We start from the raw sequence: 22,900 nt of genomic DNA on the forward strand, positions 1-22,900 counted from the left end.
CCGCAGAATCGGCCCCAGCCCCTGCTCCAGCACCCGCCCCCGTGGTGGCTGTTGTTCAAGCTCCGCCCCCGCCGCCCCCCACGGGCCCGCAGCCCAAACCTTTGCAACCCTTGAACCTGGACGAGGTCCCCAAGGCCACCAAAGGCCAGATCGACATCACCGCTCAAAAAAGCGCGTTCTTTGATGTCAATAACAATTATGGTATCTACACGGGTGACGTGAAGGTGCGGAATTCTCAGATGTACATCGAGTGCGAGGAATTGGAGCTCTTCATGGCCAAGCAAGGCGGCAGCGTCCTCGGCGCTCCCAAGCCCAAAAAAACCGGCCCTGCGGCCAAAGATGCGGACATCCTCGCCGCTCCCAAAAAGCCCGCCAACTCCGCCGCCCTCATCGACAAAGCCGATGCTCGCGGCCCGATGGTCACCATCGAGAAAATTTCAGAAGATGGTTCGCTTCAGATCGGTCATTGCAAACACCTGATTTACGACGGCAAAACCGAGCAGACCACCCTCCTCGAATGGCCGCAGTTGCAGGACGGCAATCAGCTTCACAAAGCTACTGAGGCTGGCTGCATCATGATCATCGACAAGACTGGCAAGCTCACCACCACCGGTGGCCATGAAACCATCATCCTCCAGGGAGATGAGATCGCGCCCCGCAGGAATGGTCCGGCTTCCCCCGCACCCGCACCGCAGTGACCATGGCCCCCCCGCGAAAGAAAAGAACCAAGGACGAGGGCGGCCGGGAATCTACGCCCCCCCGCCAGCTTGATTTCCCGCGCGCCACGGATGATCCCGGTGCGCCGGTGGCCATCGTTCCTGACAGCAACACCCTCCTGCACACCGAAGGACTGAAAAAAGTCTACGACGGCCGCGCCGTGGTCAATGGCGTGGACATCGAAGTCAAAAGCGGCGAAATCGTCGGCCTCCTCGGCCCCAACGGTGCCGGCAAAACCACCACCTTCTACATGATCGTCGGTCTCGTGCAGCCCAACGGCGGCAGGGTGATGTTCGACGGCAAGGACACCACCCATCAGCCGATGTACATGCGCGCCCGGCTCGGCATGGGCTACCTCCCCCAGGAGGAGTCCATCTTCCGCCGCCTCACCGTGCGTGAAAACATCATGGGCGTCATGGAGACTCAGCCCTACACCAAGGCGGAGCGTGAGGAGCAGACCCAGTCCCTCATGGAAAAGTTCGGCATCGACCATGTGGCCGACAATCTTGCCATCACCCTCAGCGGCGGTGAAAAACGCCGCCTCACCATCGCCCGCTCCCTCGTCACCTCGCCCAAGCTCCTCATGCTCGATGAGCCCTTCAGCGGCGTGGATCCCATCGCCGTCAGCGAGATTCAGGAGATCATCCGCATGCTCCGCAGCGCCGGCCTCGCCATTCTCATCACCGACCACAACGTCCGTGAAACCCTCAACATCGTGGACCGCGCCTACCTCATCTTTGAGGGCAAGGTGCGCCGCCACGGCAGCAAAGACTTTCTCGTCAATGACGACGAAGCCCGTCGCCTCTATCTGGGCGAAGGGTTCACCATGTAATTTTTATCCAACCAAAAAAGGAGAACCACCATGCAAAAACACAACGTCAACCTCCCCATCATCGTCACCGCAAGACACATGGAAGTCACCGATGCGATCCGCGATTACGCTCACAAGAAGATCGAAGGACTCCACCTTGATTATCCCCGCATCATTGAGGCCAAGGTCGTGCTCGACGTGCAGAACCATCACCGCCACATCGCTGAAATCATTCTCTTCTGCGCCGATCACATCGTCATCGAAGTCAAGTCCGTCACCGAGGACATCTATGCTTCCATCGACGAAAGCGCCGCCAAGATCGCCCGGCGCATGCGCAAGTACAAGACCCGCCTGCTCAAAAATCATCGCCCGCGCAAGGAAGTCTCCATCCGCCACATCGAGGAGCAGGTCTTCCATCAGGAAGTGCTGCACACCGAGGACGAGCACATCGAGCCAGCCTACGTGCACCAGGAAAAATACAAGATCCGCCCTCTCTATGCCGACGAGGCCATCATGGATCTCGAAATCAGCGAGCGTCCTTTCGTGATCTTCCACAATCAGAAGACCCACAAGCTCGCCCTCCTGTTCCGCCGCAAAGACGGCGACTACGGCCTCATCGAGCCCGAAATGGAAGCCGCCGCCAAATAAGGCGTCAGCAGTCCCTTAACTCACCCACGGAGCGGCCTGATTTCAGGCCGCTTCTTTTTTGCCCCCCTGGGAGCGCGGCACTCCGATGCCGCTCTGGAAACGTTTCGCGAGAGTAAGAGGTAATCAACTCCCCCTGCCAAACAGTTGAAAACGAGCCAGAGCAAACAGACCTGTTTTCATTTGAGCATGGCCTGACTCATTCCACCCCGCTCACGCGGCCTGATTTCAGGCCGCTTCTTTTTTGTGGCTCGCCAGATACTGCCGGCAGTTCTCCTCGCCCATGTACTTGGCCAGCAGACGCGCGTCCGTCTCCGTGAAATCCACCATGATCAGGCCATCCACCACCGACGAGAAATCCTTGTCCACGTTGAAGCTCAGCAGCGTTGCGTTCAGCTTCAGGTAGTGCTTCAGCAAAATCGGGATGCCCTTGCCGTCCGTCTCCAGGCTGGAGATCAGCGCAGAGCAGTCGTCCACGTTCTGCAGATCCGCGCTGATGAACTCACGCATCATCCGGCGCGTGCGCATATACCGGAAAGGATTGCGCGCCTTCACAAAGCTCGAGAGATGCGGGTGCATCCGGTTGTCCTGCAAAAACTCCACGATCATCTTCCGCGACAGGCTGCTGTAGTCCTTGCTGATGCTCACCGGGCCAAACAGCTTTTTGTAATGCGGATTACGCGCGATCCAGTGCGCGATGCCCTTCCACAGCAGCGGCAGCGAGGCCAGGTTGCGCTGGTACGCCTTGATGATGAAGCTGCGCCCCATCTCCACCGCATGCTCCAGATTCGCCAGGAACGGTTTTTCAAACCGAAACAGCGTGCTCGTATACAGGCCTTTGGAACCATACTCGCGCAGGATGATGTCCGCACGCCCGAGGCGGTAGGCCCCTGCCACCTGCTCCTTCTCCTCATCCCACAGAATCAGGTGCTCATAGTACCGGTCATACTTGTCGATGTCCACGTCGTTGCCGCTTCCCTCACCGACTTCACGGAAAGTGACTTCGCGCAAACGCCCGATCTCCGGCAGCAGCACCGGGATCTCATGGGAGTGCGCCTGATAGACCGACAAACCGCCCTGTCCCACCAGACGGCCACCACGGGCGCGGATCCGGTCGATCTCCTCCACCATGTGGGCCTGTGCCGTTTCAGACGGCGGTGTGATCATGACGTTTTCACCCGTGACCGTCAGCTTGGCCGTCTCTTCCTTGCCACGTTGGTGCAGCACAAAGGTGTGAATGCGCAGGTAGCGCGTGAGGGATTCATCATCCTCGAATTTCTTCAGGCGCGAGTAGGGGATGGGCTGCCCCACGTTCATCTGCACCGGAGTGTTCGCGCGGTTGCAAAACTCACGCAGCAGCAGCCCCGTGCGCAGACGCGGGTGGATCATTCCGGCGGCATGAAACAAGGCGCTGTTGGAGCCGGGGAAGTACACCGGCAGCACGGTCGCCTGGGTGCGGCGCACCAGGGATCCCACATGGTTGCTCCATGCAGGCTCATCGAGGCCGCGTCCGGGTTTGTAGGAGGCCACTTCGCCCGCCGGAAAAATGATCAGCGCACCGCCGCCGCGCAGCAGCCGGATCGCCTCTTTCATAGGAGCCAGGTTGCGCTTTGCGGCACCTTCTCCGCCAAAGGGGTCCACCGGAATCACATGATCTGCCAGTTCCTTCATGGCCAGCAGCAGGGAATTCGTCATCACCTTCAGATCAGGCCGGAACTGCCCCGCCCAGCGCGCCAGCATCACAGGATCAATGACCCCAAACGGATGATTGGCCACGATGATCAGCGGCCCCTGTTTGGGGAACTCAAACTCAGCCGGCAGATCCACTTCTTCCTGCAGGCTCAGCGAATGCGCCACAGAATCAAACCACGCAAAGACATTCGGGTGCTGCGGGTGCAGCTTGAACAGCCGCGAAGACTCCTTGTAGCAGGCTTCAAAGCCCGTCAGTCCCAGCGCCTTTTCCAGGGTGGGGCCGATCAGACGGTAGATTCGGCGCTGAAAAGGGGTTTTGAGATGCTCGCTGAGATCGATAACCATGAGAACGGTTCACACATCCTCTCGAATGCGCTTCAATCAAGCGCCATCCGCGTTTCGATGTTGCCATTCTTGACTGTGAAAGAGTCAGTTCAGCGCACTTTTGATTTGCCCCATCCAGAACTCCGCCCGGCCGGCAAACGTCAGCTCATCCTTTTGATAAAGAACGCCTCGGGACACATTCACCAGCAGCGGCGCTTTCCGCCCGCTGCCTTTCAGCGCCGCCAGATCGCCCCCCTGGGCACCCAGTCCCGGAATCAGCAGCGGCACGTCCGGGATGTGATCCAGCACATTCGGGGCCGCATTCGTCAGTCCCACCACCAGCCCCGCCTGCGGATGCCCGGCGGTCATCGCGGCCACCAGTTCATACACCTGGCGGTCGCCAGTTGGCTGCAGTTCAATGTCCTTCGCACCCGGATTCGAGGTCACCCCCAGCAGGTACAGCCCCTTGTCCGTGTATTTCAAAAACGGCTCCAGCGTGTCCCGGCCCATGTAGGCGTTCAGCGTCACCGCATCCACGTTCATCGCTTCAAAACAGGCCTTCGCGTAATAGCCCTGCGTCTCCCCGATGTCCCCGCGCTTCACATCCAGCACCACCGGGATCTCCTTCGGAATTTCCTGCAAAATCTCCTCCAGCATCTTCATCCCGCGCCAGCCCAGCGCCTCAAAGTAGGCCGAATTCGGCTTGAACGCCGCCGCATACGGCGCCGTCTGCTCGATCACCTCCAGAATCCACCGCTTCGTCGATTCCTCCGCATTCTCCGCCCTCACATCTAGCCCCACGCAAAGGTTGGATCCAGTCTTGGCGATACGTTGATTCAGTTTGTCGAGAAAAGTCATGCCAAATGGCTTGGCACAGCCTGAGGCTTCGAGCAAGGGCCTTGGTAAACGATCACTCCAGCGAAAGGGGGCGGTTTTGCGACCTCATCCTTGAGTATTTTCATCCACAACAAACCCGTCCCCATTAGCAGCCCACCCAGCAGAACATAAGCTGGGCGCAGGTTCGAATGACTCATCGTCCCGGTGTAGTGATCCATCACAGAGGCACACGCCGCTCCGGTCTTAAACAACAGGACGCAGTAGAACCATGCCTTCCTCGCCCTCGCCGGTGAATGCTCTTCATCGGCCTGCGGGGCGGAAAAGCCGCCAAGAATGGCAAACCCTCCCAATAAAACCGCCAGCAACAGCAGGCGACGCCATTCAAAATTAAATTCCATCGGAGTTCCTGGCTTTAAAACGAACATTCCCTTTGTGCTGGCTGAAATCGATCTTCTTCATCAAGTTCAGCAGCAACACCTCGCGCTCCTGCCCTGGGTAATCCGCGAGTCCCTGCCATTTGTTCGCCGCGTGCAGAACCGCCAGCAAATCAGCCAGCTTCTGCTCCAGCCCCGCCTCCTCCGGGACACGCGTCCGAATACGATGAAGGTTCTTCAGCAACAGCAGCGGTCCGCTCAGAAACAGCTGGCTCAGCACATAGGCCGTTCCCCTCAGCTCCTGCCCTGGGTTGTCCATCTTACGTGACCACATTCTTTCGTCGCTGCCTGTCAGATCAGGGCTAAAGACAGATTCCGCATAGTTCTCAAAGCCCTGGCCGCCTTTCCAAGTGCGCCATCCGCTGAAAGTCATGACGATCACCATCAGCCAGCTTAGCCAAGTGGCATGCGTCGCGGAGATATTGAATGCCCCCAGCAAGGCCGACGCCACCCGGTGCAGGAACACCCACGTCAGAGCATAGCAGAAAGCACTCCCCGCCAGACCGCGTGCTGCCCCAAAGACCTGCCCGCGATTGAATTTCGCAATCATGAGCCCCAACTGTGGCCCGGCCGGTAAATCTCAGCCAGAAAAAATTTGTGCCGCGTCTCCCTCCCGCCATTCTCCCTTTCTTTACCCGATGAGCAACACCGCCGCCAGCCAGCCCCTCGTGGGCATCATCATGGGCTCCAGTTCCGACTGGCCCACCCTCCAAAATGCCGCCCAGGTGCTCACCGACTTCGGCATCCCCTTTGAAAAGAAAGTCGTCAGCGCCCACCGCACCCCCCAGCTCCTCTACGATTACGCCACCACCGCCTCTGGCCGGGGTCTCAAGTGCATCATCGCCGGTGCCGGCGGCGCCGCCCACCTTCCCGGCATGACCGCCAGCATGACCACCATCCCCGTCCTCGGCGTGCCCGTGCAAAGCCGCGCTCTCAGCGGTGTGGACAGCCTCTACTCCATCGTCCAGATGCCCGGCGGCATCCCCGTCGCCACCTTCGCCATCGGCAACGCAGGCGCCCTCAATGCCGGACTCTTCGCCGTCTCCATGCTCGCGAACGACAATCCCGAGCTCGTCGAAAAACTGAAGACCTTCCGCGAGCGCCAGACCCAAAAAGTGCTCGAAAGCCAGCAGGAACTCGAAGCCGCACCCAAGGCATGAAGTTCCCCCCACCCTCCACCATCGGCGTCCTCGGCGGCGGCCAGCTCGGCCGCATGCTCGCCCTGGAGGCCCGTCGCGCCGGACACCGCGTCGCCATCTTCACCGACGAAGCGCAGGGCTGCCCCGCAGGCCAGTTTGCCGACCTCGAAATCAACGCCGCCTACTCCGACACCGAGGCCCTGAATAACTTCCTCCAGCAGGTCGATGTCGTCACCGCCGAGTTCGAAAACATCCCCGCCTCCTGCCTCGCCGCCGTCGAAGCCGTCAAGCCCCTCCGTCCCGGCTCCCGCGCCCTCATCACCACCCAGCACCGCGAGCGCGAAAAAAACTTCCTCCGCGATCAAGGCATCGCCTGCGCCCCCTTCCGCGTCATCGACGACCTCCCCGGCCTCGAAGCCGCCGTCGCCGAACTCGGCCGCCCCTGCGTCATCAAAACCGCCGCCTTCGGTTACGACGGCAAAGGCCAGTGCAAAGTCACCGCCGAGACCAACCTCGCCGAAGCCTGGAGCAGCTTCACCGGCCAGCGCGCCGTCGTCGAACAGTGGGTCACCTTCGACTGCGAAGTCTCCGTCGTCGGCGCCCGCAGCATTGATGGCAGCATGGCCACCCACGGCTGCGTCGAAAACCAGCACACCCACCACATCCTCGACGTCACCATCGCCCCCGCTCGCGTCGATCCCCAGATCACCCAGCAGGCCATCGCCCTCTGGCAGGCCGTCGCCGAAGGCCTCGACTACGTCGGCACCATGGCCGTCGAAATGTTCGTCACCACCGCCGGCAAAGTCATAGTCAACGAGATCGCCCCCCGTCCCCACAACAGCGGCCACTACACCATCGACGCCTGCCGTACCAATCAGTTCCAGCAGCAGCACCGCGCCGTCTGCGGCCTCCCCCTCGGCGATGCCTCCCAGCACACCCCCGCCGTCATGGTCAATCTCCTCGGCGACGTCTGGCCCGCCCCCCTCGTCCACCCCGACTGGTCCCCCGTCCTCAATCATCCCCTCGCCAAGCTCCACCTCTACGGCAAACGCGAAGCCCGCCCCCGCCGCAAAATGGGCCACTTCACCGTGTTAGGAGACACCATCGAGCGTGCCCTCGAAGACGCCCTCAAGATCCGCAACGCCCTGGGGATCGGAGCGGCTTAACGAAGCTTCTTGAGATTCAAACGCTGCGCAAAATGTACCAGCGTGACGATTTCCACTTCATCAAGGAGCACTCGATAGATGATGCGATAAGACGCTACGTGAACCTCCCTGACATCCAAATCCAGTGCTTCATGCACGGGATGTCCCGCTTGTGGATGATGCGCCAGAACGTCCGTTCGCTCGATGATTCGAGTCACCATTCGATCAGCATAGAATGACGAATCTTTGGCGATAAAGGCCCGGATGCTTCGCAAATCTTTCCGCGCCTGGCTGGACCAGAAAACATTCACGCCACGCCAAACTCACGCTTGATGCTGGCCTGCGAATGACGACGCCCTGCGTTCAGGTCCGCGAGTCCGGCCTCAATTTTTTGACGCACATAAATCTGCTGCATCACATCATCCCAAGACGCCGATGCCGGCAGCTTGTCAATCAACCTGCGTGCCTGGGTTTTAGCGCTGACAGCTTTGGCCTTGGTTTTCATGTTCTCAAGATGCCGCCATCCACACATTTCTCAAGACCACACTTGGGTCATCAGGATCGACAAGCAGAAGAGCAGTCCCCACCTCCCGCCTCACCACCGGATGCGCATCCGTAAACGCATCAATCCTCCGATGCCGCGCGATCCCCCTCTGAAACCCCTCCGCCAGCCCCACCATCTCCCACGGCCCCACCCAGTCCGGCAGCAAATTCCCCACCCGAAACTCCACCTCCGGTTCCGACAGATAAAGATGCGCCAGCCAGTTCATTCCACACCACTGCCCTCAATCTCCCAAAAATCGAGCACCTCTTCAAATGCCCCCACGCTCACTAGCGAAGGTAGACAGCCGAAGGCTGCCCGGAGGGTGAGCGGAGCGAATCAATTGGTGGGAAGCGCAGCGCCACACCGCTTTCGAGCCGGTGTAGAATACGTAAAAGCCGCCTAGGGGGTGTCGAATAGAGATCCAGAACTTGAAATCCAATGGCTCGCTATTCCATGCGAGTGATTGGCATCAGACATTCGTTTTGACGCCTCAGACAACGGAAGATGCTCGTAGGTTTTCCGGAGGCCCCCATTTTCTGAAGATGTGACGACGTCATAATCCTTGATGCAAGGAAGCTTATGGTGAACCCAAACCTCACAAGTCGTAAGCCAGGTTGCACTGGCCCCTTCGTGTCTCACTTCAAAGGAGAACGAAATCTCATGTGTGGGAAAGTGATACCCCAAATAAGCTTCGACTCCATCGTCCCACTGTTCCGATGGTGATCCCATGATCGCAATAACCTCTTCAATGGACGCGCCCACATGAAGGCTCGGACCATTGCGAAAAGAGATGCGGACTGGCAGTGTGGTGTCCATGGTTTTGAGATTGTTGCCCAACAAAGCTCCCAACTCCTACACCTTCACCCACGCCCCCTTCTCCGTACTCTCAAGCATCGCTTCGCACAGCTTGATCTCGTGGTGCCCGTCCTCCTCCGTCGCAAACAAAACGGGAGTCTTCTTCCCGCTCGCGATGTGCTCATACACCGCGCGGTAGTGCATCTTGTGCGCATCGCTGAAGCCCTCCGCATGGCCGGGCGGATAGTCCGTGTAGTTCGCCACATCCTCCAGAAATCCCGGGGTCCCGCGGTGCATGATCTGATTCGGCTCATCGCGTCGTCCCACCAGAAGCTCATTCGGCTGATCCAGACTCCACCTCACGCTGCCCTTCGTCCCATACACGCCAAAGCTCAGGCTGCACTTCCACCCCGCCGCCACCTGGGAGATGAAGGCATTCGCATGCACGCCATCTGCAAAACCATGCTTCGCCTTGCCAAATTTGAGCAGCACGCTACCGAAGTCTTCCGTGTCCACCTTGTAGTCCACCATCTTCTTCGGGTCCACCTTGGCAAAGGTCTTCACCTCGCCCTTCGGCCGCTTGCGCGTCTTGTAAAAAGTCTCCACGTGCGCAAACACACTTTGAGCCTTCGCGCCCAGCACAAAGCTCACCGCATCGATCCAGTGCGTGCCCACATCGCCCACGGCGCGCAGCTTCCCGCCTTCGCTTGCCAGGATGCGCCAGTTGTAGTCGGTCTCATGCAGCAGCCAGTCCTGGAAGAAATGCCCCTGCACGTGGATGATTTTGCCCAGGTCCCCGCGAGCCACCATGGCGCGCATTTGCAGGATGGCGGGGAAGAATCGGCACATGTAGTTCACGGCAAAAACCGGGCCCTTCTTGCCGCCCTTGCGCACCGCATCCACCACCAGCTGCGTGTCCTTCGCGTTCATCCCCAGCGGTTTCTCGCAGATCACATGCTTGCCCATCTCCAGCGCCTGCAGGCACTGCTCCACATGCACTTTGTTCGGTGAGGTGATGTGCACCACGTCGATGTTCGGGCTCGCATACATCGCCTCATGGTCATAGTCCCCGTAGATCTCCGGGATCCCCCACAGATTGCCCACCTGCCTGGCGCTTTTGGTGGAGCCGCAGATGCCGTTCACGGTCACGCCGAGCCGCTTAAGGGCCTCAATATGAACGGGGCCGATGAAGCCGGTGCCGATGATGCCGGCGCGAAGTTGGTGGAGAGGAGTCATGCAGCCGCAGTGAAGCGCGAGGAGGGGCTTGGTCAATGCGGCAAAGTACTCGCTGCATGAATTGATGGCTCATCCCACGTTCTTAGGGATACTCAGCCCCGTCCCATGCCTCCTGACTCCACGGATTTCTCAGCCACCCCTCCCGACGATGGGATGGGGCCCCTGGAATGCGGAGAAGAAAAACCCGGCGATCTCCTCGGCCCCTACCGCTTGGTGGAAAAACTCGGCGAAGGCGGCTTCGGCCTCGTCTGGCGCGCCGAGCAGTCCCAGCCCTTGAAGCGCGAGGTCGCCCTCAAGCTCCTCAAGCGCGGCATGGACTCCCGCCAGATCCTCGCCCGTTTCGAGCAGGAGCGCCGCATGCTCGCCGCCATGGAGCACCCCTGCATCGCCACCATGCTCGATGCCGGCATGTCCCCGGATGGCCGCCCGTTTTTTGTGATGGAGCTGCTGCGGGGCAGGCCCATCACCGCCTTTTGTGAAGAGCACCACCTGCCGCTGCGGGAGCGTATTACGCTGTTTCGGGAGGTATGCAGTGGCGTACAGCATGCGCACCAGAAGGGCGTCATCCACCGCGACCTGAAGCCCACCAACATCCTCGTCACCGAGGTGGATGGCCGGCCCGTCCCCAAGATCATCGACTTCGGCATCGCCAAGGCGCTCGCCACCGGTGGCATCGAGGCCATGACCTTTGCCACCCAGGCGAATTTCGTGATGGGCACCCCGCAATACATGTCCCCGGAGCAGATCGAAGACGTGGGCAGCGTGGACACCCGGAGCGACATCTACGCCCTGGGCACGGTGCTGTACGAAATGCTCACCGGCAGCCCGCCGTTTGCCGAATTGACGAAGCAGGGCCAGACCCGGCAGGAGTTCTGGCGCATCGTGCGCGACAAAAACCCGCCGCGTCCTTCCACCAGTTTCACCACCAGGATCCTTCCTGCGTCGTCACCCTCCCCAGAGGTGCGCATGGATGTCTCAAAGCTCCCTGCGGATCTCGACTGGATCGCCCTCCGCGCTTTGGAAAAGGAGCCGCAGCGCCGCTACCAAAGCGCCGCCGAATTCGCCGCCGACTTGCAGTGCTTCCTCGATGGCGCCCCCGTCTCCGCCCATCCCCCCAGCACTGCCTACATCGCCTCCCGCTGGATCAGACGCCACCGCGTGGCTTTTGCAGCGGCTTGCATCAGTGTGCTCGCTTTGGTCACCGGTGCCGGCGTCGCCATCTGGCAGGCCAGGCTCGCCCGCGAGGCCCAGCTCCGCGCCGAGTCCGAGTCCCTCCGCAGCCGCGAGTCCGCCGCCTTCCTCACCAGCCTCCTCACCGAGGTCGCCGAAGAAATCCGCAACGGCCGCAACCCCGAAGCCCTCCGCCTCGCCCTCATCACCAGCCAGCAGCGCATCGAGGACATGCGCCAGGACCCCGATCTCCAGATCGAGCTCATGGGCCGCGTCGCCCGCCTCTTCGATCTCATGAGCGACCGCAAGCTGTCTCTGGGTGCATTAAGACGCACTGCGGAGCTTACTGCTGCACGGCTGGGGCCGGAGAATCCCGCCGCCCGCGAGGCCGCCTTCCAGCACCTCATCATGGCCGTCGATCACGGCTCCCGCATCGAGGCCGTCGATCTCCTCACATCCCTCCGCACCCACATCGAGCAGCATGAGGGGCGCGGCAGCCCGAACTGGTTCCGGGCACAGGGCATGCTGGTGCGCGCATGGACGAAGCTGCGCCGTGGCAAAGAGGCGGCGCTGGCGAGTGCCGAGGCGGTGGCCGAAGCGCGCCAGAAGAACCTCAGTGGCGTGGAACTGCACAAAATTCTCATGTCCCATGCCGAGGCCCTGGAGTCCGCCCGGGAGTTTGATGCGGCGGAGAAGCAGATTCAGGAGTGCATCACTCTGGCGAAACAGAGCGGGGATCTCGCCATGCACCAGTGGGAGTTTGATATTCGGCTGGTGGAGCTCATGATCCATCGTGGCAACCACGCGCGAGCCGCGGAAATGCATGGCAGCGTGGTGCAGCGTCTCAAAAAAGAGCAGCCGGACGCCCCCAATCTGCCCCACCAGCTCATCTGGCTCGCCGAGATCGAAAACCGCGCCCGCCTGCAGGCCCAGGCCATCCAGCACACCCAGGAGGCCATCGACCTCATCCGGCAGCGCACGGCCGCCATCTCCCAGGAAGACGCCCGCGCAGACACCCTGCGGGAAGACCTGCAGGTGGCCTTTGAGACGCAGAGCGCGGCCTATCGTGGCATGAAGCAGCCGGATGCTGCCATCGCCGCCGCCCAGGAGGGGCTGCGCGTGGCCCAGCAGGGCGGCACGGAGACGATGATCACCCGCGCCCTCGCCGCCCTGGCTGGTGCCCAGGAGGGTGCCGGCCATCTGGAGGAGGCCTGGCAGCTTCACCATCAGATCTACGAGAACCACGCCGCGCACAACGCCAGCTACAAAAACCGCCTCGATGACCTCCGCGCCATGGCCCACATCCGCCTCCGGCAGGGCCGCACCACCCAGGCCCTCAAGCACGCCCGGGACGCGTGGCGCCAGACCCTCGCCGAACCCTCCTCCAAACTGGAGCCCGACTACCTCGAATACATCGCCGACTTCGCCCTCAAGACCTGGAAGGCGGTCCAAGCTGCCGATCCGAAGGCACCCGTGCCGGAGGAACTGGGGGCCTGGGAGGCGGCGGTGAAGGGAAAGGGGTGAGGGAGAGGAGGCGGCTGGAGGTCAAGGATCGTCATGCGACGTGAGGTGTTTCTTGCTGGAGAAATGGCGGTTTCTGTGTGTCGGATCTGGCAATCTTGCAGGTTGGTTGCGGTTGGCGATGGGGTCAGGTTTGAACGGGATTTGCAGGAGGGTGGGATTCGCCGGATTTTTTTATAGCCATTCGCAAAACTCATTTCCGGTAAGGATGTCTGGAAATGCCCGATGGCCCCTGGAGGGTCATGATGCCTGAGGGCTGGTAGGGATGCGTTGTGCGCGTCCGTGGAATCCTTCGTCCCAGCGCTGTCTCGCGGCCCCTGAGCACCGCATCTCTCCCAGCGCTCCATCTCCCGCAGCGTTTTTTGCCATCACGCTGTAGAAGGCGGCAAGGACGGCGCACCTTTTGGGGAGCCTGCGGGTGCCACAGACCCGAAAAGAGGGACGCGCACAACGCATCCCTACCAGCCCTGGAGCAGCGCGGCAGGAAGGGGCATTTCGGAAAGCCGTTTTGGGAAACGCTTTATTTGCACACTGACCCCATTTGCGTGCGGCGCGCTTCAATCGTGCGGCGTCCACTTGGTCAAGGACTCCTCAAGGGCCTCGGTGATGGGGCGCATGTGAATGCCGGCGGCGGACAGTTTGCCGGTCTCGAGAATGCAGTTCGAGCGCGGAGCTGAAGCTGCATGAGCATAAAACTCCGCATCACTTTCCCAAAAGATGAACTTCTTTTTGGGGCGCAGGGTTTCCTTGATCCTGTCGATCACTTCTGACGTGGACACGAACCCCGGGTTGGTCATGTGGTAGATGCCAAAGGGTATTTTTGTGTGCCAGCAGTCCAGGCAGGCCCTGGCGAAATCGAGCCGGTGTGACAGGGAGTTCACATTGTAATAGGCCCGTTCATAACGCAGCAGTTTGGACAGATAGTTTTTAGGGTGGTCCCAATGATCAAAGGGGAGGCGAAGCCGCCATAGATAGCCTTTTCCCAGATTCATGAGCGCCTCTTCGGCCAAAGCCTTGGTGCCGCTGTAAAAGCTGCATGAGGGCTGTCTGAAGGTGAAATTGGGAATGTCCGTCTCGCTGAATCCGCGTATCCTTTCGGGTGAGTTCCTGAGCAGTGCCGCCATCGCACTGGTGCTGAGATCGGTCTCCGTTTTCCAATGGGTGGCATGCCTCACATGGGCGCCATTGAAGATGCAGCCTGAGGAGACGTGCCCATAGGGGATCTGCAGCAAGGAGCAGGCATGGGCGAGTACGGAGGGCCACAGGAGATTGCCCTTGAGGGTTTCCGCTTTTAAGATCTCGCAGGCATCCACATTGGGCTTGCCGGTGTATCCAGCGGCATTGATGACAAACGATGGCTGATGGATCCTCAACCAGGTGGTGAGGGATGAAAAGCCTGCGTGGCTGGCCTCGGAGCGGGGCAATGTGGCATACGGCTCACCCCGTTCATCGAGGACCGTTTTGAATGCCTGACCGATGTAGCCACTGCTGCCCAGGAGTAGAATCATTCAGCTTGCCTTGTGCGGGTCATTCACGTGGGTTAACCCACGGTTCTTGAAATGCAACTGTTGGGGAAGCGAACCGGGGCGACGTGTGGACAGCGGAAGGCCACGCAGAGGCGTGGAAGCAGGCCGGAGGGAGCTCATCCTTCGCTCGAGCTTCCTCCTTCGCTCTGCGAGCTACGTAGGACATGACGGAGGACTGGAGCTAGAGGGGCGGCGGGAAGAGGTCGAAGAGGGCTTCGGCGGCGCGGACCCGCAGACGTCGGGGGTGATTCAAGTCGAGGGCGCTGATGGTGGCGCGGCCTGTGGGGGTGAGGCCGATGATGCGGGTGTCCTGCCAGGCGAAGTGTTCTGACCAAAGATGCTGGCGCGGATGGTAAAGCGGCGCGGAAAGATTCGTGCCGGGATCGGTGGCGTGAGAGCGGTCTGATTTGTGGAGATTGCAGCCGGGACAGGCGAGGGCGAGATTTTCCGGTGTGGTGCCGCCACCGCAGGTGCGGGGGACCACATGCTCGAAATGAACTCTGCTTTGCGCGGCAGGAGGCCATCTGAGGTGACTGGTCCATCCGGGGCAGCATCGCAGGCGCTCGCCAGCGCGTGTCTGGACGAGATGGTACAGTTTGAAGCCGGGAGGTTGGCAGTGGTTTGCGTTGGCCGACGACCGAGGAGTTGGAGCCCATCCTTCTGCGGCGCGGGAGGAGCGGAGGGTCTTCGCTGATAGGACGCTCCATGCGGCGAGGGCGGCGAGCTCCTGCGGATGGCGCGGGTTGCAGGATGGCTGTCAGCAGTGGGGGGTGGTCCATGAGGTCCTGCAGATGCCGGTCCGTCTCGGGCGGCAGCCGCAAATCACCGATGGAGCGGATCCATGTCTCGGGTGCGGGAATGGTGGCAGGCATGGGGAGAAAATCGGAGATGGGCTTGGTTTGTCAATGCCGAGGGTGGTTGGCAGTGGTTTGCGGTTGTTGGCGATGGTTTGCAGTGGTTCGGCGGCCAGAGGAGCAGGGAGCCCATCCTTCGCTCTGCGAGCTACGGAGGGTAAAGCGGAGGGTCTTAACCGCTGATAGGACGCTGAGGAGACGCTGATGGAGGCAACTGAGGGGATCGGCCACGGAGGCGAGCGAAGAAGAGATTTTAACCACGGATGACACGACCAGCACGGATGGGGAGGGAACCGGATGGCAGAAGGTTCATTTCACTGCAGATGAGGGGGCGAGTGGGATGCTGGGAGAAGGGTTTTGAACCGCTGATAGCACGCTGAGGAGATGCTGATCAAGGCACCTGAGTGGATCCACCTCGGGCGGCAATGCGCACCCGGACCGGATCAGGCAGGTGAATCTAAGGGCGCGCCAATCAACACTTTGTCGTTGAGCTGCTTCAACGGTGTCCAAGATTGAGCCAGAGCTGGGCAGCTACCCAGCGGATAAAGGGTCACAGTGGACGGCACTGCTTGCTGCCAGGGGATGTTGGTCGGCGCCGCAGCTGCTCCAGCGGATGCACGGCGCGTTTGACGCAGTGCTGCGTGATCTTCTGTGTGAGGCAGCAGTGTCTTGGGCAAGACTGCGCCTGCATGCCTTGGTCGCCAGCGCTCGGCCTGCTCCCGAGCGTGCATGCCGGCGCGTCATCCCAGCGCATGCGGTAGACGTTGCCAGCACGCCGGCGCATCCAGCAGTGCAGGAACTCCATGTTCGAGTTCTGCAGCAGGTTCACGCTGGTGGCGGTGCCCACGAACTGGGCGCCCGCATGCTCTTGGCCGTGGCGCTGGTGGCCCAGGCCTTCTTTCGCCGAGCTTGTTCTTCACCCGCCAGCTCTTCTCGATCTCCCAGCGGAATGCGGTAGAGCAGTCCCAGACGTGGAGCACGCCCGGCGCAGCGCGGCGAGCTGTCGTTTGAGCGCAGCATGTCGTGTTCCTTCTGCGCGCCTGAGGAAAACAAAGCCGCTGCGCGGTCGGCGACCACGTCATGAAAGGTGCGGTTTCTTGGCATCAGCCCGCTGGTGGCGCATGCCCACGAGTTCGTGCGCGCACAGCGCGTTGATCTCCGCGCACCCCGAGCCGCCGCAGGGCAGCAGCGCCATGTTGGCCTTGCAGCGGCTGAGCATGTAGATGCCGCTGCCCAGCTTGGCTGGTGCCACTGCAAACTCCCCTGCCGCGGTCCTGGGGCTGGAGACAGCGTTGAACGCCCAGGCGCAGCGGCGAGTCCCCGCGTCGGCGCACGCATGTCGTGTTCCTTCTTGCGCGCCTGCTGGTCGCAGACGGTGAGGCGGTCGAGCAGCCGCTGCGCAGGTTGCGGCTGTAGAGAACGGCCTGCTTGTCGCCTTTGTCCCCATGGGCGCAGGACATAGGTGGAATGAGGCATCGGCAGCACGGTGCGTGCATGCGCGCAGAGCCGGGCTCAGAATCGCCGGCACTTTTGAGACTTGCGAGGCCATAAAAACAGTCCGCGTCGGCGAGGATCGGGGCAGTCTTTGAGCAGCGGGGTGAAAAAACGCGCAGGAAGAGCAGTGTCAGAAGGGGGTGAGGCCATAAACAAAAATTTCATGACCGTCTGAAGTCAACTCTGAAGGTGCGGTTTCTTGAGCGGTTTGCAGCTGCAGAGCGCTCCCTTCGCAATCCCCGGCACGCAGGTAAATATCGAACCCGCTCAAGGTGTTGCGATGCCCTCGTATTCATCTCCATGAGGGCTCTTTGGCCTCCGAGCTTTGGACACCGTTGAGCTGCTTAAAAAATGCCTGGCATCTTTTTTTGGTGCCGTCGTAAGCTGTTTTTTGGTTTGGGCGGCATTTTGGCACCCAGTTTTACGCCAGTGGATCCGGAGAGAAGATTCCAAGTGGCAGATCGTATTTATTTAAGCTAATCATGGTGGTATTTGTCCTCACAACCCCACAAAGCCAATTCTATATATGAATACAAAACTTTCCAATCTCTACAATGAAGCCATGAAGAAGTCCTTCCAAACTCTCGATGGATTGCCATCGAACGCGGATGGAGGCCCTGCCAATCCCCAGTTGATTCGCGTGCCTGACGACTACGAAACATCGAAACTCAAGGTGGCCTACTTCGGTCAAGAGACCAACGGATGGGAAGGCCCTTTTGCTGAAACAAAGGGCGTGGACCATCTACAGCAGGTCTATCACGATTTTGTTAACATCAAATCCTTCGAATACGGCGGACAGTACTGGAATGGTGTTAAATCATTTCAAAATGCCTTTTTGGAACTAGATTCTTCCAGTCGCTTTACGGCGAACAATCTTGTCAAAATCGGCAAAGCTTGGGATCGTGGATCGCCTCCCGAGTCTGTCATTGATTGGCAGTCCCATTGGTTCGAAGTGATTCGCGAGGAGTTAAAAATATTGAAGCCAGATGTGATAATATTTTTGTCGGGACCAAACTACGACCGCCATATCGAAACAATCTTCGGAAAAGTTACTTTTGAGGCAGTGAATGCAAGGCCAGCGCGCGAATTGTCAAGAGTTGTGGCTGAAGGGCTTCCACGCAATTCTTTCAGAACTTACCATCCGAACTATGGATACAGAAACAACTTCTATCCGACTCAAAGCGATATTTTGGACGAGGTGAAAAGATAAGCGATTTATCCTTAAAAGCGGGACCGGGAAGTATATGAGATCCGCTTGGCATTGCCGACAATTGTTGCTCTTTTTTATAACATGAGAAGCATTTTGAAAGCATTCCGTCTCCCTCCGCGCTGGATTGACATAAGCTTTTACAGTGTCTTGGGAGCGGTGTTTGGCCTTCCACTTGGGGCTGTATTGCGGAGTGCCTTTACAGGTTTCCAGTCTGGTTTAGCCGGAATGTCTGTAGTTTTGCCTTGGCTAGCACCATCGACCTTTCTGATTGGTGCGTTGTGGTTTCTATGGTCATTGATCCGGCCAAGATTTGCTCACTTCGGCCATATGGCTCAGTGGCCACCTACCCTGTCTGGTGTTCCTCTCAGCTTTTGGTTGATCACTATCTGTGTCGTTATTGGCCGCGACACCGACGATCCTGCAAGATGGATTGAAATATTGGCTTGGCTGAATCTTTCGATTTCATCCACTGGATTTTTGTTCTTTGCGATAGCGAAAGCCCAACAGCAGAGGCAAGCAAGCACTGTTATCAATCCGGCATTTGTTGACCGCCCGAGAGCGAGGGAGCTGCTAACGGCACTGCCTTTGCCTCAACTCAACGGGTGGATTGATTCTGAAGCACCTGTCGTTAATTGTGAAAGCGACTGGTTCCAGGCTGCCCCGAGAGCCCGCAGGGTGCTAAAGGCACTACAAACTAGAAGGACCGATGGTGATGCCGATTCATATCAGAGCGTTGTCATTCAGGGCCCTTTCGGATCAGGGAAGACCTCAACAACGCTCATTGTCAAAGACAGCGCGATGGATCAGGTGCCTCACATGCTTTTCGTTTATGTAGATTGTTGGGGATTCTCAACGGTAGCAGGCCAGGAATTTATTCTTGAAAAGGCTGTCACAGTGTTGCAGGAGAATGTGGACTGCCTTTCGCTCAGAAGACTTCCGCACTCTTACGCTGAAGCTTTGAAAGAAGGTAGTGATTGGATGGGCGCTATAGCGCAGCTGGTGGACGCCACTCCTAATCCCGACGCTGTTCTGGAGAGGTTCACGCCAATCCTTAAAGCTATGGATATTCGACTTGTCTTTGTGATCGAGGACACTGACCGGAATGATAGCGACTTTGATCAGCGGAAGCTTCAGGCAATGTTGTATCGACTAAAGAAGATCGAAAGACTATCTTTCATTCTGACGGCAGGCGAGAAATCCGAAATTGATTTCCCAAAAATCGCCGAGGTTGTCGAACCAATTACCGTGCTCGCACCTGAGTTTAGCGCAATCATGCTCGCCAGGACGCTAAACGATTGTACCTGCACTAAGGCGTGGGATTTCATTAATCCCCGGCTATGGTTTTCCGACGAAGGTGAAAATTTGGCAAATATTTCACCTCTTGAGGATGAGTATGAGCCGAGCATGGGCCTTTTAGCAATATCTTCACTCATTAGAACACCGCGCGAACTGAAATATGTACTGCGTGATCTTCGGCATGTTTGGGACTCCTTGAAAGGCGAAGTAGACCTTTATGAGCTTCTTTGCGTTCTTACTGTCCAGCATTGCGCAAGTCCGGCATTCAATTTTATTATTCTGCATTACCGGGAATTCTCGCTAATAAGCTCAGAAGATGAGGAGCAAAGCGATGAGGAAAATAGAGTGAATCTTCTTTCCGGTCAGTTAAGTCTTGCTATCGAAAGATCAACCGCCAATCCGCAACAATTGCGAACTGTCCTTGCGAGGATCCTGCCTGGTTCTCTTCAGCCCGGATTCCCTCACTGGTTCGAATCTCAGGCGAGGCAGGAACGTTGGTTTGAAACCAAACTTCGCTGGCCAATATTCTCAAGCCAAACGGTGTTTTCGAATAGATCTTTAATATACTGGGATCGACTTCTTACCCGAACAACAGGCAGTGATAATTACACGGATCAAGAAATCCTGAAACAAATCAAAGACGCTCTGTTTCACAATGACTTCAAAACATTCACAGAATCATGCCTCGCATCCCCCTTCAACCGTGCCGCTGTTTCATTGTTTATAGATGGAACGCCCGGGTTGAAACAACGTCTTGAGAAAGACTTTGCATGGCATTTTCTTCGATCTGCTCGTCCCTATCGCCTCTCTGAGTTTCATTCTGTAAATGATGCCTTTGTATGGATTCGCGGATGGCTTGGACCTGCTCAGGAGGGCAGCATTGAATCCTCGGAGTTGCGGAAGCAGTTTTTGGTCGAAATTCAGAATGCCATGACTACCGATTTGGATGATGCTATTTGCTTATTTGAATTCGCGAAATCTCATTTTCATAACGCAAAGGAATTCAAACATCTTCGGCAGAAAGCTTTGAAAGCATTTCAGAAAAGTTGGAAGTGTTCCGATGGCAAATTTGTTTCGTTGGTGAGACCTGACTTTTACACGACTCTTAGAGATATCCTCAGGAATGTGGTCTGTTTACCCACTTCCATGCATCGAAAGGGAAAACACTTTAACTGGCTGGTATCTTTAATTCTTCACGAACTCGCTATGGAGCCAACCCGAATGGGTATTCAGCTCTACAGAGCTTTCCAAAAGAAGGATACGGGTGGATTTGACATTTTGCTGCTGAAGGCTTTTTTTAAAAATAATAGTATGACTGTTCTCCGCTTAGTAGCACAGAGCAATGCTCAACAGGAAGGCCTCTCCAAACGCGATAAGGAATTCGGCCAAAGGGTTTGTGAGTATGCGGAAAACGCACTCAAAGTTGCTCAAGCAAAAGACAAGAACGATGCTGTTTCTGATGGCCCCAAGACCTAAGAGTTTTGCAAGTTTATAACATGGTGACGGGGCACCGCACACGGCGTGTACAGACCACTTTGCTGATGCGTCGGCTGATTTCCGTGAAGGAAGCCTGGAGACGCTCGCGGCGGCTTGAGGACAAGCCGCCCTACCCACTGTGTTCAGGGACGTCGACTGTTCGTAGCGCGGGGCTGGGTAGCGGGCGGAGCGCCGCACAGGGGACTGTGCGGACCACTTTGCTGGCGCCTTTTGCCTAGCCCTCCAGGATGTAGCCGCAGGCGAGTTTTTGGAAGCGGTCGATTTCGTGGGAGGTTTTTTCGGGGGGCCAGTGGAGTTCGGTGGCCATGAGGGCGCCGACTTTGGGGGCGGCGGACATGCTGGACTGGGCATCTAATAGTAGGCTGCGGCTGCGGCGGGCGAGGACATCGCCGATGGTGCGGGCCATTTCGTGGCGGGCGTGGAAGATGACTTCGGCGCCGATGAGGTCGAGACGGGGGTGGACTTTGGCGGCCCAGTCGGGGTGCTGGGTGGCGAGGGTGCGGATCTCGGCGGCGTCGCTGCCGTAAACGGCGAGGGGATCGTGCTGATCTAGGACGGTGGCGGAGCCGTGGATCATGAGGGTGTGGGTGGTGCAGTGGCGCATGCCGAAGCCACCGACCATTTCGGCGTGGTCGATGACGTCCTCCGCCATGCGGCGGTAGGTGGTCCATTTGCCGCCGGTGATGGTGATGAGGCCGGATTCTGCGACGAGGATGGTGTGATCGCGCGAGAGGGCGGCGGTGGTGCCGGTGTCGCCGTTTTTTTCCTTCATGGCGACGAGGGGGCGGAGGCCGGCGTAGATGCTGAGGACGTCCGAGGGCTGGGGATCGCGGGTGAGGTAGCGCGCGGCGTGGGTCATGAGGAAGGCGATTTCATCTGGCAGGGCGCGGGGCTCGAGGGTGGCGTGGTGGACGGGGGTGTCTGTGGTGCCGATGATGACGCGGCCGTGCCAGGGGACGGCGAAGAGGACGCGGCCGTCGTCGGTCCGGGGGATCATGATGGCGGAATCTCCGGGGAGGAACTCGCGGGGGAGGACGAGGTGGACGCCCTGGCTGGGGGCGACGATGGTGTCGGCCTTGGGGTCGTCCATGTGGCGGACGGAGTCGACGAAGACGCCGGTGGCGTTGATGACGCAGCGGGCGCGGATTTCGTGCTGGAGGCCGGATTCGACGCACTCGGCCTGGACGCCGATGACGTGGCCGTTTTCCTTGATGAGGCCGACGCAGCGGGTGTGATTGAGGACGATGGCGCCGTGATTGACGGCGGTTTGCGCGAGGTGGATGGCGAGGCGGGCGTCATCGAACTGGCCGTCGTGATAGACGACGCCGCCGGAGAGGCCGTCGGTTTCGAGGGTGGGGAGGAGGTGGATCATTTCCTCGCGGGAGAGGGAGCGTGAGGGCTCCAGGCCGAGCTGCCCTGCGAGGGTGTCGTAGACCTTCATGCCGATGCCGTAGAAGGGGCCCTCCCACCAGTGGTAGCTGGGGATGACGAAGGGGAGGCTGTGGACGAGGTGGGGGGCGTTGCGGACGAGGAGGCCGCGCTCGCGGAGGGCCTCGAGGACGAGGGAGACATTGCCCTGCTTGAGGTAGCGGACGCCGCCGTGGACGAGCTTGGTGGAGCGGGAGGAGGTGCCCTTGGCGAAGTCGGACTGCTCAATGAGGATGACGGAGTGGCCGCGTGAGGCGGCATCGACCGCGGCGCCGAGACCGGTGGCACCGCCGCCGATGATCGCGATGTCGAAGGGGCCGGTGTGGGCGGAGAGCTGGGAGAGGAGGTGCTCGCGGTTCATGGGGGCATTCTAAGGGGGCGAGGGGGTGGAAGGGAAGAGCGGAGTGAGGGCTGCCCGTCCTTCGCACTGCGTGCTACGGAGGGCTCGCTGCGCGAGGAGGAGGTTCGGGTTTGCCGCAGAGGGGCAAAGGGGCAGAGGGGGCGGAGGCTTGGAGATTCGGCCGTGGACAATCGTGAATCGGGTGGGCTGAAGGGGGGCGATGGGCGGGTGTGATTGACGATTGA

The 22,900-nt window shown here is 59.2% G+C and carries 22 protein-coding genes; 8 read left to right on the plus strand and 14 right to left on the minus strand.

Annotation, left to right across the window (positions count from 1 at the left end; genetic code table 11):
• From ACILSL_RS23860 to hpf, 3 genes are all read left to right on the plus strand, one after another.
• Positions 1-698 (plus strand): LptA/OstA family protein (locus ACILSL_RS23860; RefSeq protein WP_395734580.1); only part of this gene is annotated, 698 nt, incomplete at its 5' end.
• 2 nt (positions 699-700) lie between these two features.
• Positions 701-1,549, plus strand: a complete 849-nt coding sequence (lptB, locus tag ACILSL_RS23865) for an LPS export ABC transporter ATP-binding protein (RefSeq protein ID WP_395734581.1) — start codon at positions 701-703, stop codon at positions 1,547-1,549.
• Positions 1,550-1,579: 30 nt separating this feature from the next.
• Positions 1,580-2,176 (plus strand): ribosome hibernation-promoting factor, HPF/YfiA family, encoded by a 597-nt coding sequence (gene hpf, locus ACILSL_RS23870; RefSeq protein ID WP_395734582.1) that lies wholly within the window; start codon positions 1,580-1,582, stop codon positions 2,174-2,176.
• Positions 2,177-2,401: 225 nt separating this feature from the next.
• On the opposite strand, the gene ACILSL_RS23875 is transcribed toward hpf, so the two are convergent.
• From ACILSL_RS23875 to ACILSL_RS23890, 4 genes are all read right to left on the minus strand, one after another.
• A complete protein-coding gene (locus ACILSL_RS23875; protein ID WP_395734583.1) occupies positions 2,402-4,210 on the minus strand; it encodes a lysophospholipid acyltransferase family protein in 1,809 nt (602 codons plus the stop codon).
• A gap of 84 nt (positions 4,211-4,294) precedes the next feature.
• Positions 4,295-5,047, minus strand: coding sequence for an orotidine-5'-phosphate decarboxylase (pyrF, locus tag ACILSL_RS23880; protein WP_395734584.1), 753 nt, complete (start codon positions 5,045-5,047; stop codon positions 4,295-4,297).
• The gene (locus ACILSL_RS23885) at positions 5,044-5,424 is read right to left on the minus strand and encodes a hypothetical protein (protein ID WP_395734585.1); all 381 of its coding nucleotides are present in this window, start codon (positions 5,422-5,424) and stop codon (positions 5,044-5,046) included. Before ACILSL_RS23885 ends, pyrF begins: the two co-directional genes overlap by 4 nt.
• Positions 5,414-6,010 (minus strand): hypothetical protein, encoded by a 597-nt coding sequence (locus ACILSL_RS23890; protein WP_395734586.1) that lies wholly within the window; start codon positions 6,008-6,010, stop codon positions 5,414-5,416. Before ACILSL_RS23890 ends, ACILSL_RS23885 begins: the two co-directional genes overlap by 11 nt.
• Before the next feature lie 88 nt (positions 6,011-6,098).
• Here ACILSL_RS23890 and purE point away from each other — a divergent pair, with 88 nt between their 5' ends.
• Positions 6,099-6,620, plus strand: a complete 522-nt coding sequence (purE, locus tag ACILSL_RS23895; protein WP_395734587.1) for a 5-(carboxyamino)imidazole ribonucleotide mutase — start codon at positions 6,099-6,101, stop codon at positions 6,618-6,620.
• Positions 6,617-7,765: a 5-(carboxyamino)imidazole ribonucleotide synthase gene (locus ACILSL_RS23900; protein ID WP_395734588.1), complete on the plus strand. Its 1,149-nt coding sequence runs from the start codon at positions 6,617-6,619 to the stop codon at positions 7,763-7,765. The genes purE and ACILSL_RS23900 overlap by 4 nt, the downstream gene beginning before the upstream one ends.
• Here ACILSL_RS23900 and ACILSL_RS23905 read toward each other — a convergent pair.
• The 4 genes from ACILSL_RS23905 to ACILSL_RS23920 form a co-directional block, all read right to left on the minus strand.
• Positions 7,762-8,055 (minus strand): type II toxin-antitoxin system RelE/ParE family toxin, encoded by a 294-nt coding sequence (locus tag ACILSL_RS23905; RefSeq protein ID WP_395734589.1) that lies wholly within the window; start codon positions 8,053-8,055, stop codon positions 7,762-7,764. The genes ACILSL_RS23900 and ACILSL_RS23905 overlap by 4 nt on opposite strands.
• Positions 8,052-8,249, minus strand: a complete 198-nt coding sequence (locus tag ACILSL_RS23910; RefSeq protein WP_395734590.1) for a hypothetical protein — start codon at positions 8,247-8,249, stop codon at positions 8,052-8,054. The genes ACILSL_RS23905 and ACILSL_RS23910 overlap by 4 nt, the downstream gene beginning before the upstream one ends.
• 4 nt (positions 8,250-8,253) lie before the next feature.
• On the minus strand, positions 8,254-8,514 hold the full coding sequence (locus tag ACILSL_RS23915) for a hypothetical protein (protein WP_395734591.1): 261 nt from the start codon (positions 8,512-8,514) through the stop codon (positions 8,254-8,256).
• A 626-nt stretch (positions 8,515-9,140) separates the two neighbouring features.
• Positions 9,141-10,319, minus strand: coding sequence for a Gfo/Idh/MocA family protein (locus ACILSL_RS23920; RefSeq protein WP_395734592.1), 1,179 nt, complete (start codon positions 10,317-10,319; stop codon positions 9,141-9,143).
• Positions 10,320-10,424: 105 nt separating this feature from the next.
• Here ACILSL_RS23920 and ACILSL_RS23925 point away from each other — a divergent pair, with 105 nt between their 5' ends.
• Entirely contained in the window at positions 10,425-13,013 is a 2,589-nt protein-coding gene (locus tag ACILSL_RS23925) for a protein kinase domain-containing protein (protein ID WP_395734593.1), read from the plus strand.
• A gap of 554 nt (positions 13,014-13,567) precedes the next feature.
• Here the strand turns inward: ACILSL_RS23925 and ACILSL_RS23930 are convergent.
• The 5 genes from ACILSL_RS23930 to ACILSL_RS23950 all read right to left on the minus strand — a co-directional run bounded on the left by ACILSL_RS23930 (position 13,568) and on the right by ACILSL_RS23950 (position 16,642).
• A complete protein-coding gene (locus ACILSL_RS23930; RefSeq protein ID WP_395734594.1) occupies positions 13,568-14,518 on the minus strand; it encodes a sugar nucleotide-binding protein in 951 nt (316 codons plus the stop codon).
• A gap of 199 nt (positions 14,519-14,717) precedes the next feature.
• Positions 14,718-15,131, minus strand: a complete 414-nt coding sequence (locus ACILSL_RS23935; RefSeq protein WP_395734601.1) for an HNH endonuclease — start codon at positions 15,129-15,131, stop codon at positions 14,718-14,720.
• 809 nt (positions 15,132-15,940) lie between these two features.
• Positions 15,941-16,237, minus strand: a complete 297-nt coding sequence (locus tag ACILSL_RS23940; RefSeq protein ID WP_395734595.1) for a hypothetical protein — start codon at positions 16,235-16,237, stop codon at positions 15,941-15,943.
• Positions 16,216-16,494, minus strand: coding sequence for a hypothetical protein (locus ACILSL_RS23945; RefSeq protein WP_395734596.1), 279 nt, complete (start codon positions 16,492-16,494; stop codon positions 16,216-16,218). Before ACILSL_RS23945 ends, ACILSL_RS23940 begins: the two co-directional genes overlap by 22 nt.
• Positions 16,469-16,642 (minus strand): hypothetical protein, encoded by a 174-nt coding sequence (locus ACILSL_RS23950; protein WP_395734597.1) that lies wholly within the window; start codon positions 16,640-16,642, stop codon positions 16,469-16,471. The genes ACILSL_RS23945 and ACILSL_RS23950 overlap by 26 nt, the downstream gene beginning before the upstream one ends.
• Before the next feature lie 768 nt (positions 16,643-17,410).
• On the opposite strand from ACILSL_RS23950, the gene ACILSL_RS23955 reads away from it, so the two are divergent.
• Both ACILSL_RS23955 and ACILSL_RS23960 read left to right on the plus strand, forming a co-directional pair.
• A complete protein-coding gene (locus ACILSL_RS23955; RefSeq protein ID WP_395734598.1) occupies positions 17,411-18,094 on the plus strand; it encodes a hypothetical protein in 684 nt (227 codons plus the stop codon).
• 45 nt (positions 18,095-18,139) lie between these two features.
• Positions 18,140-20,866, plus strand: coding sequence for a P-loop NTPase fold protein (locus ACILSL_RS23960; protein ID WP_395734599.1), 2,727 nt, complete (start codon positions 18,140-18,142; stop codon positions 20,864-20,866).
• Between the two features lie 235 nt (positions 20,867-21,101).
• Here the strand turns inward: ACILSL_RS23960 and ACILSL_RS23965 are convergent, their stop codons facing one another.
• Positions 21,102-22,676, minus strand: a complete 1,575-nt coding sequence (locus ACILSL_RS23965; RefSeq protein WP_395734600.1) for a glycerol-3-phosphate dehydrogenase/oxidase — start codon at positions 22,674-22,676, stop codon at positions 21,102-21,104.
• Positions 22,677-22,900 lie beyond the last annotated feature (224 nt).

The organism is Prosthecobacter sp. (genome assembly GCF_044222345.1).
In the GTDB taxonomy this organism is placed as follows: Bacteria; Verrucomicrobiota; Verrucomicrobiia; order Verrucomicrobiales; family Verrucomicrobiaceae; genus Prosthecobacter.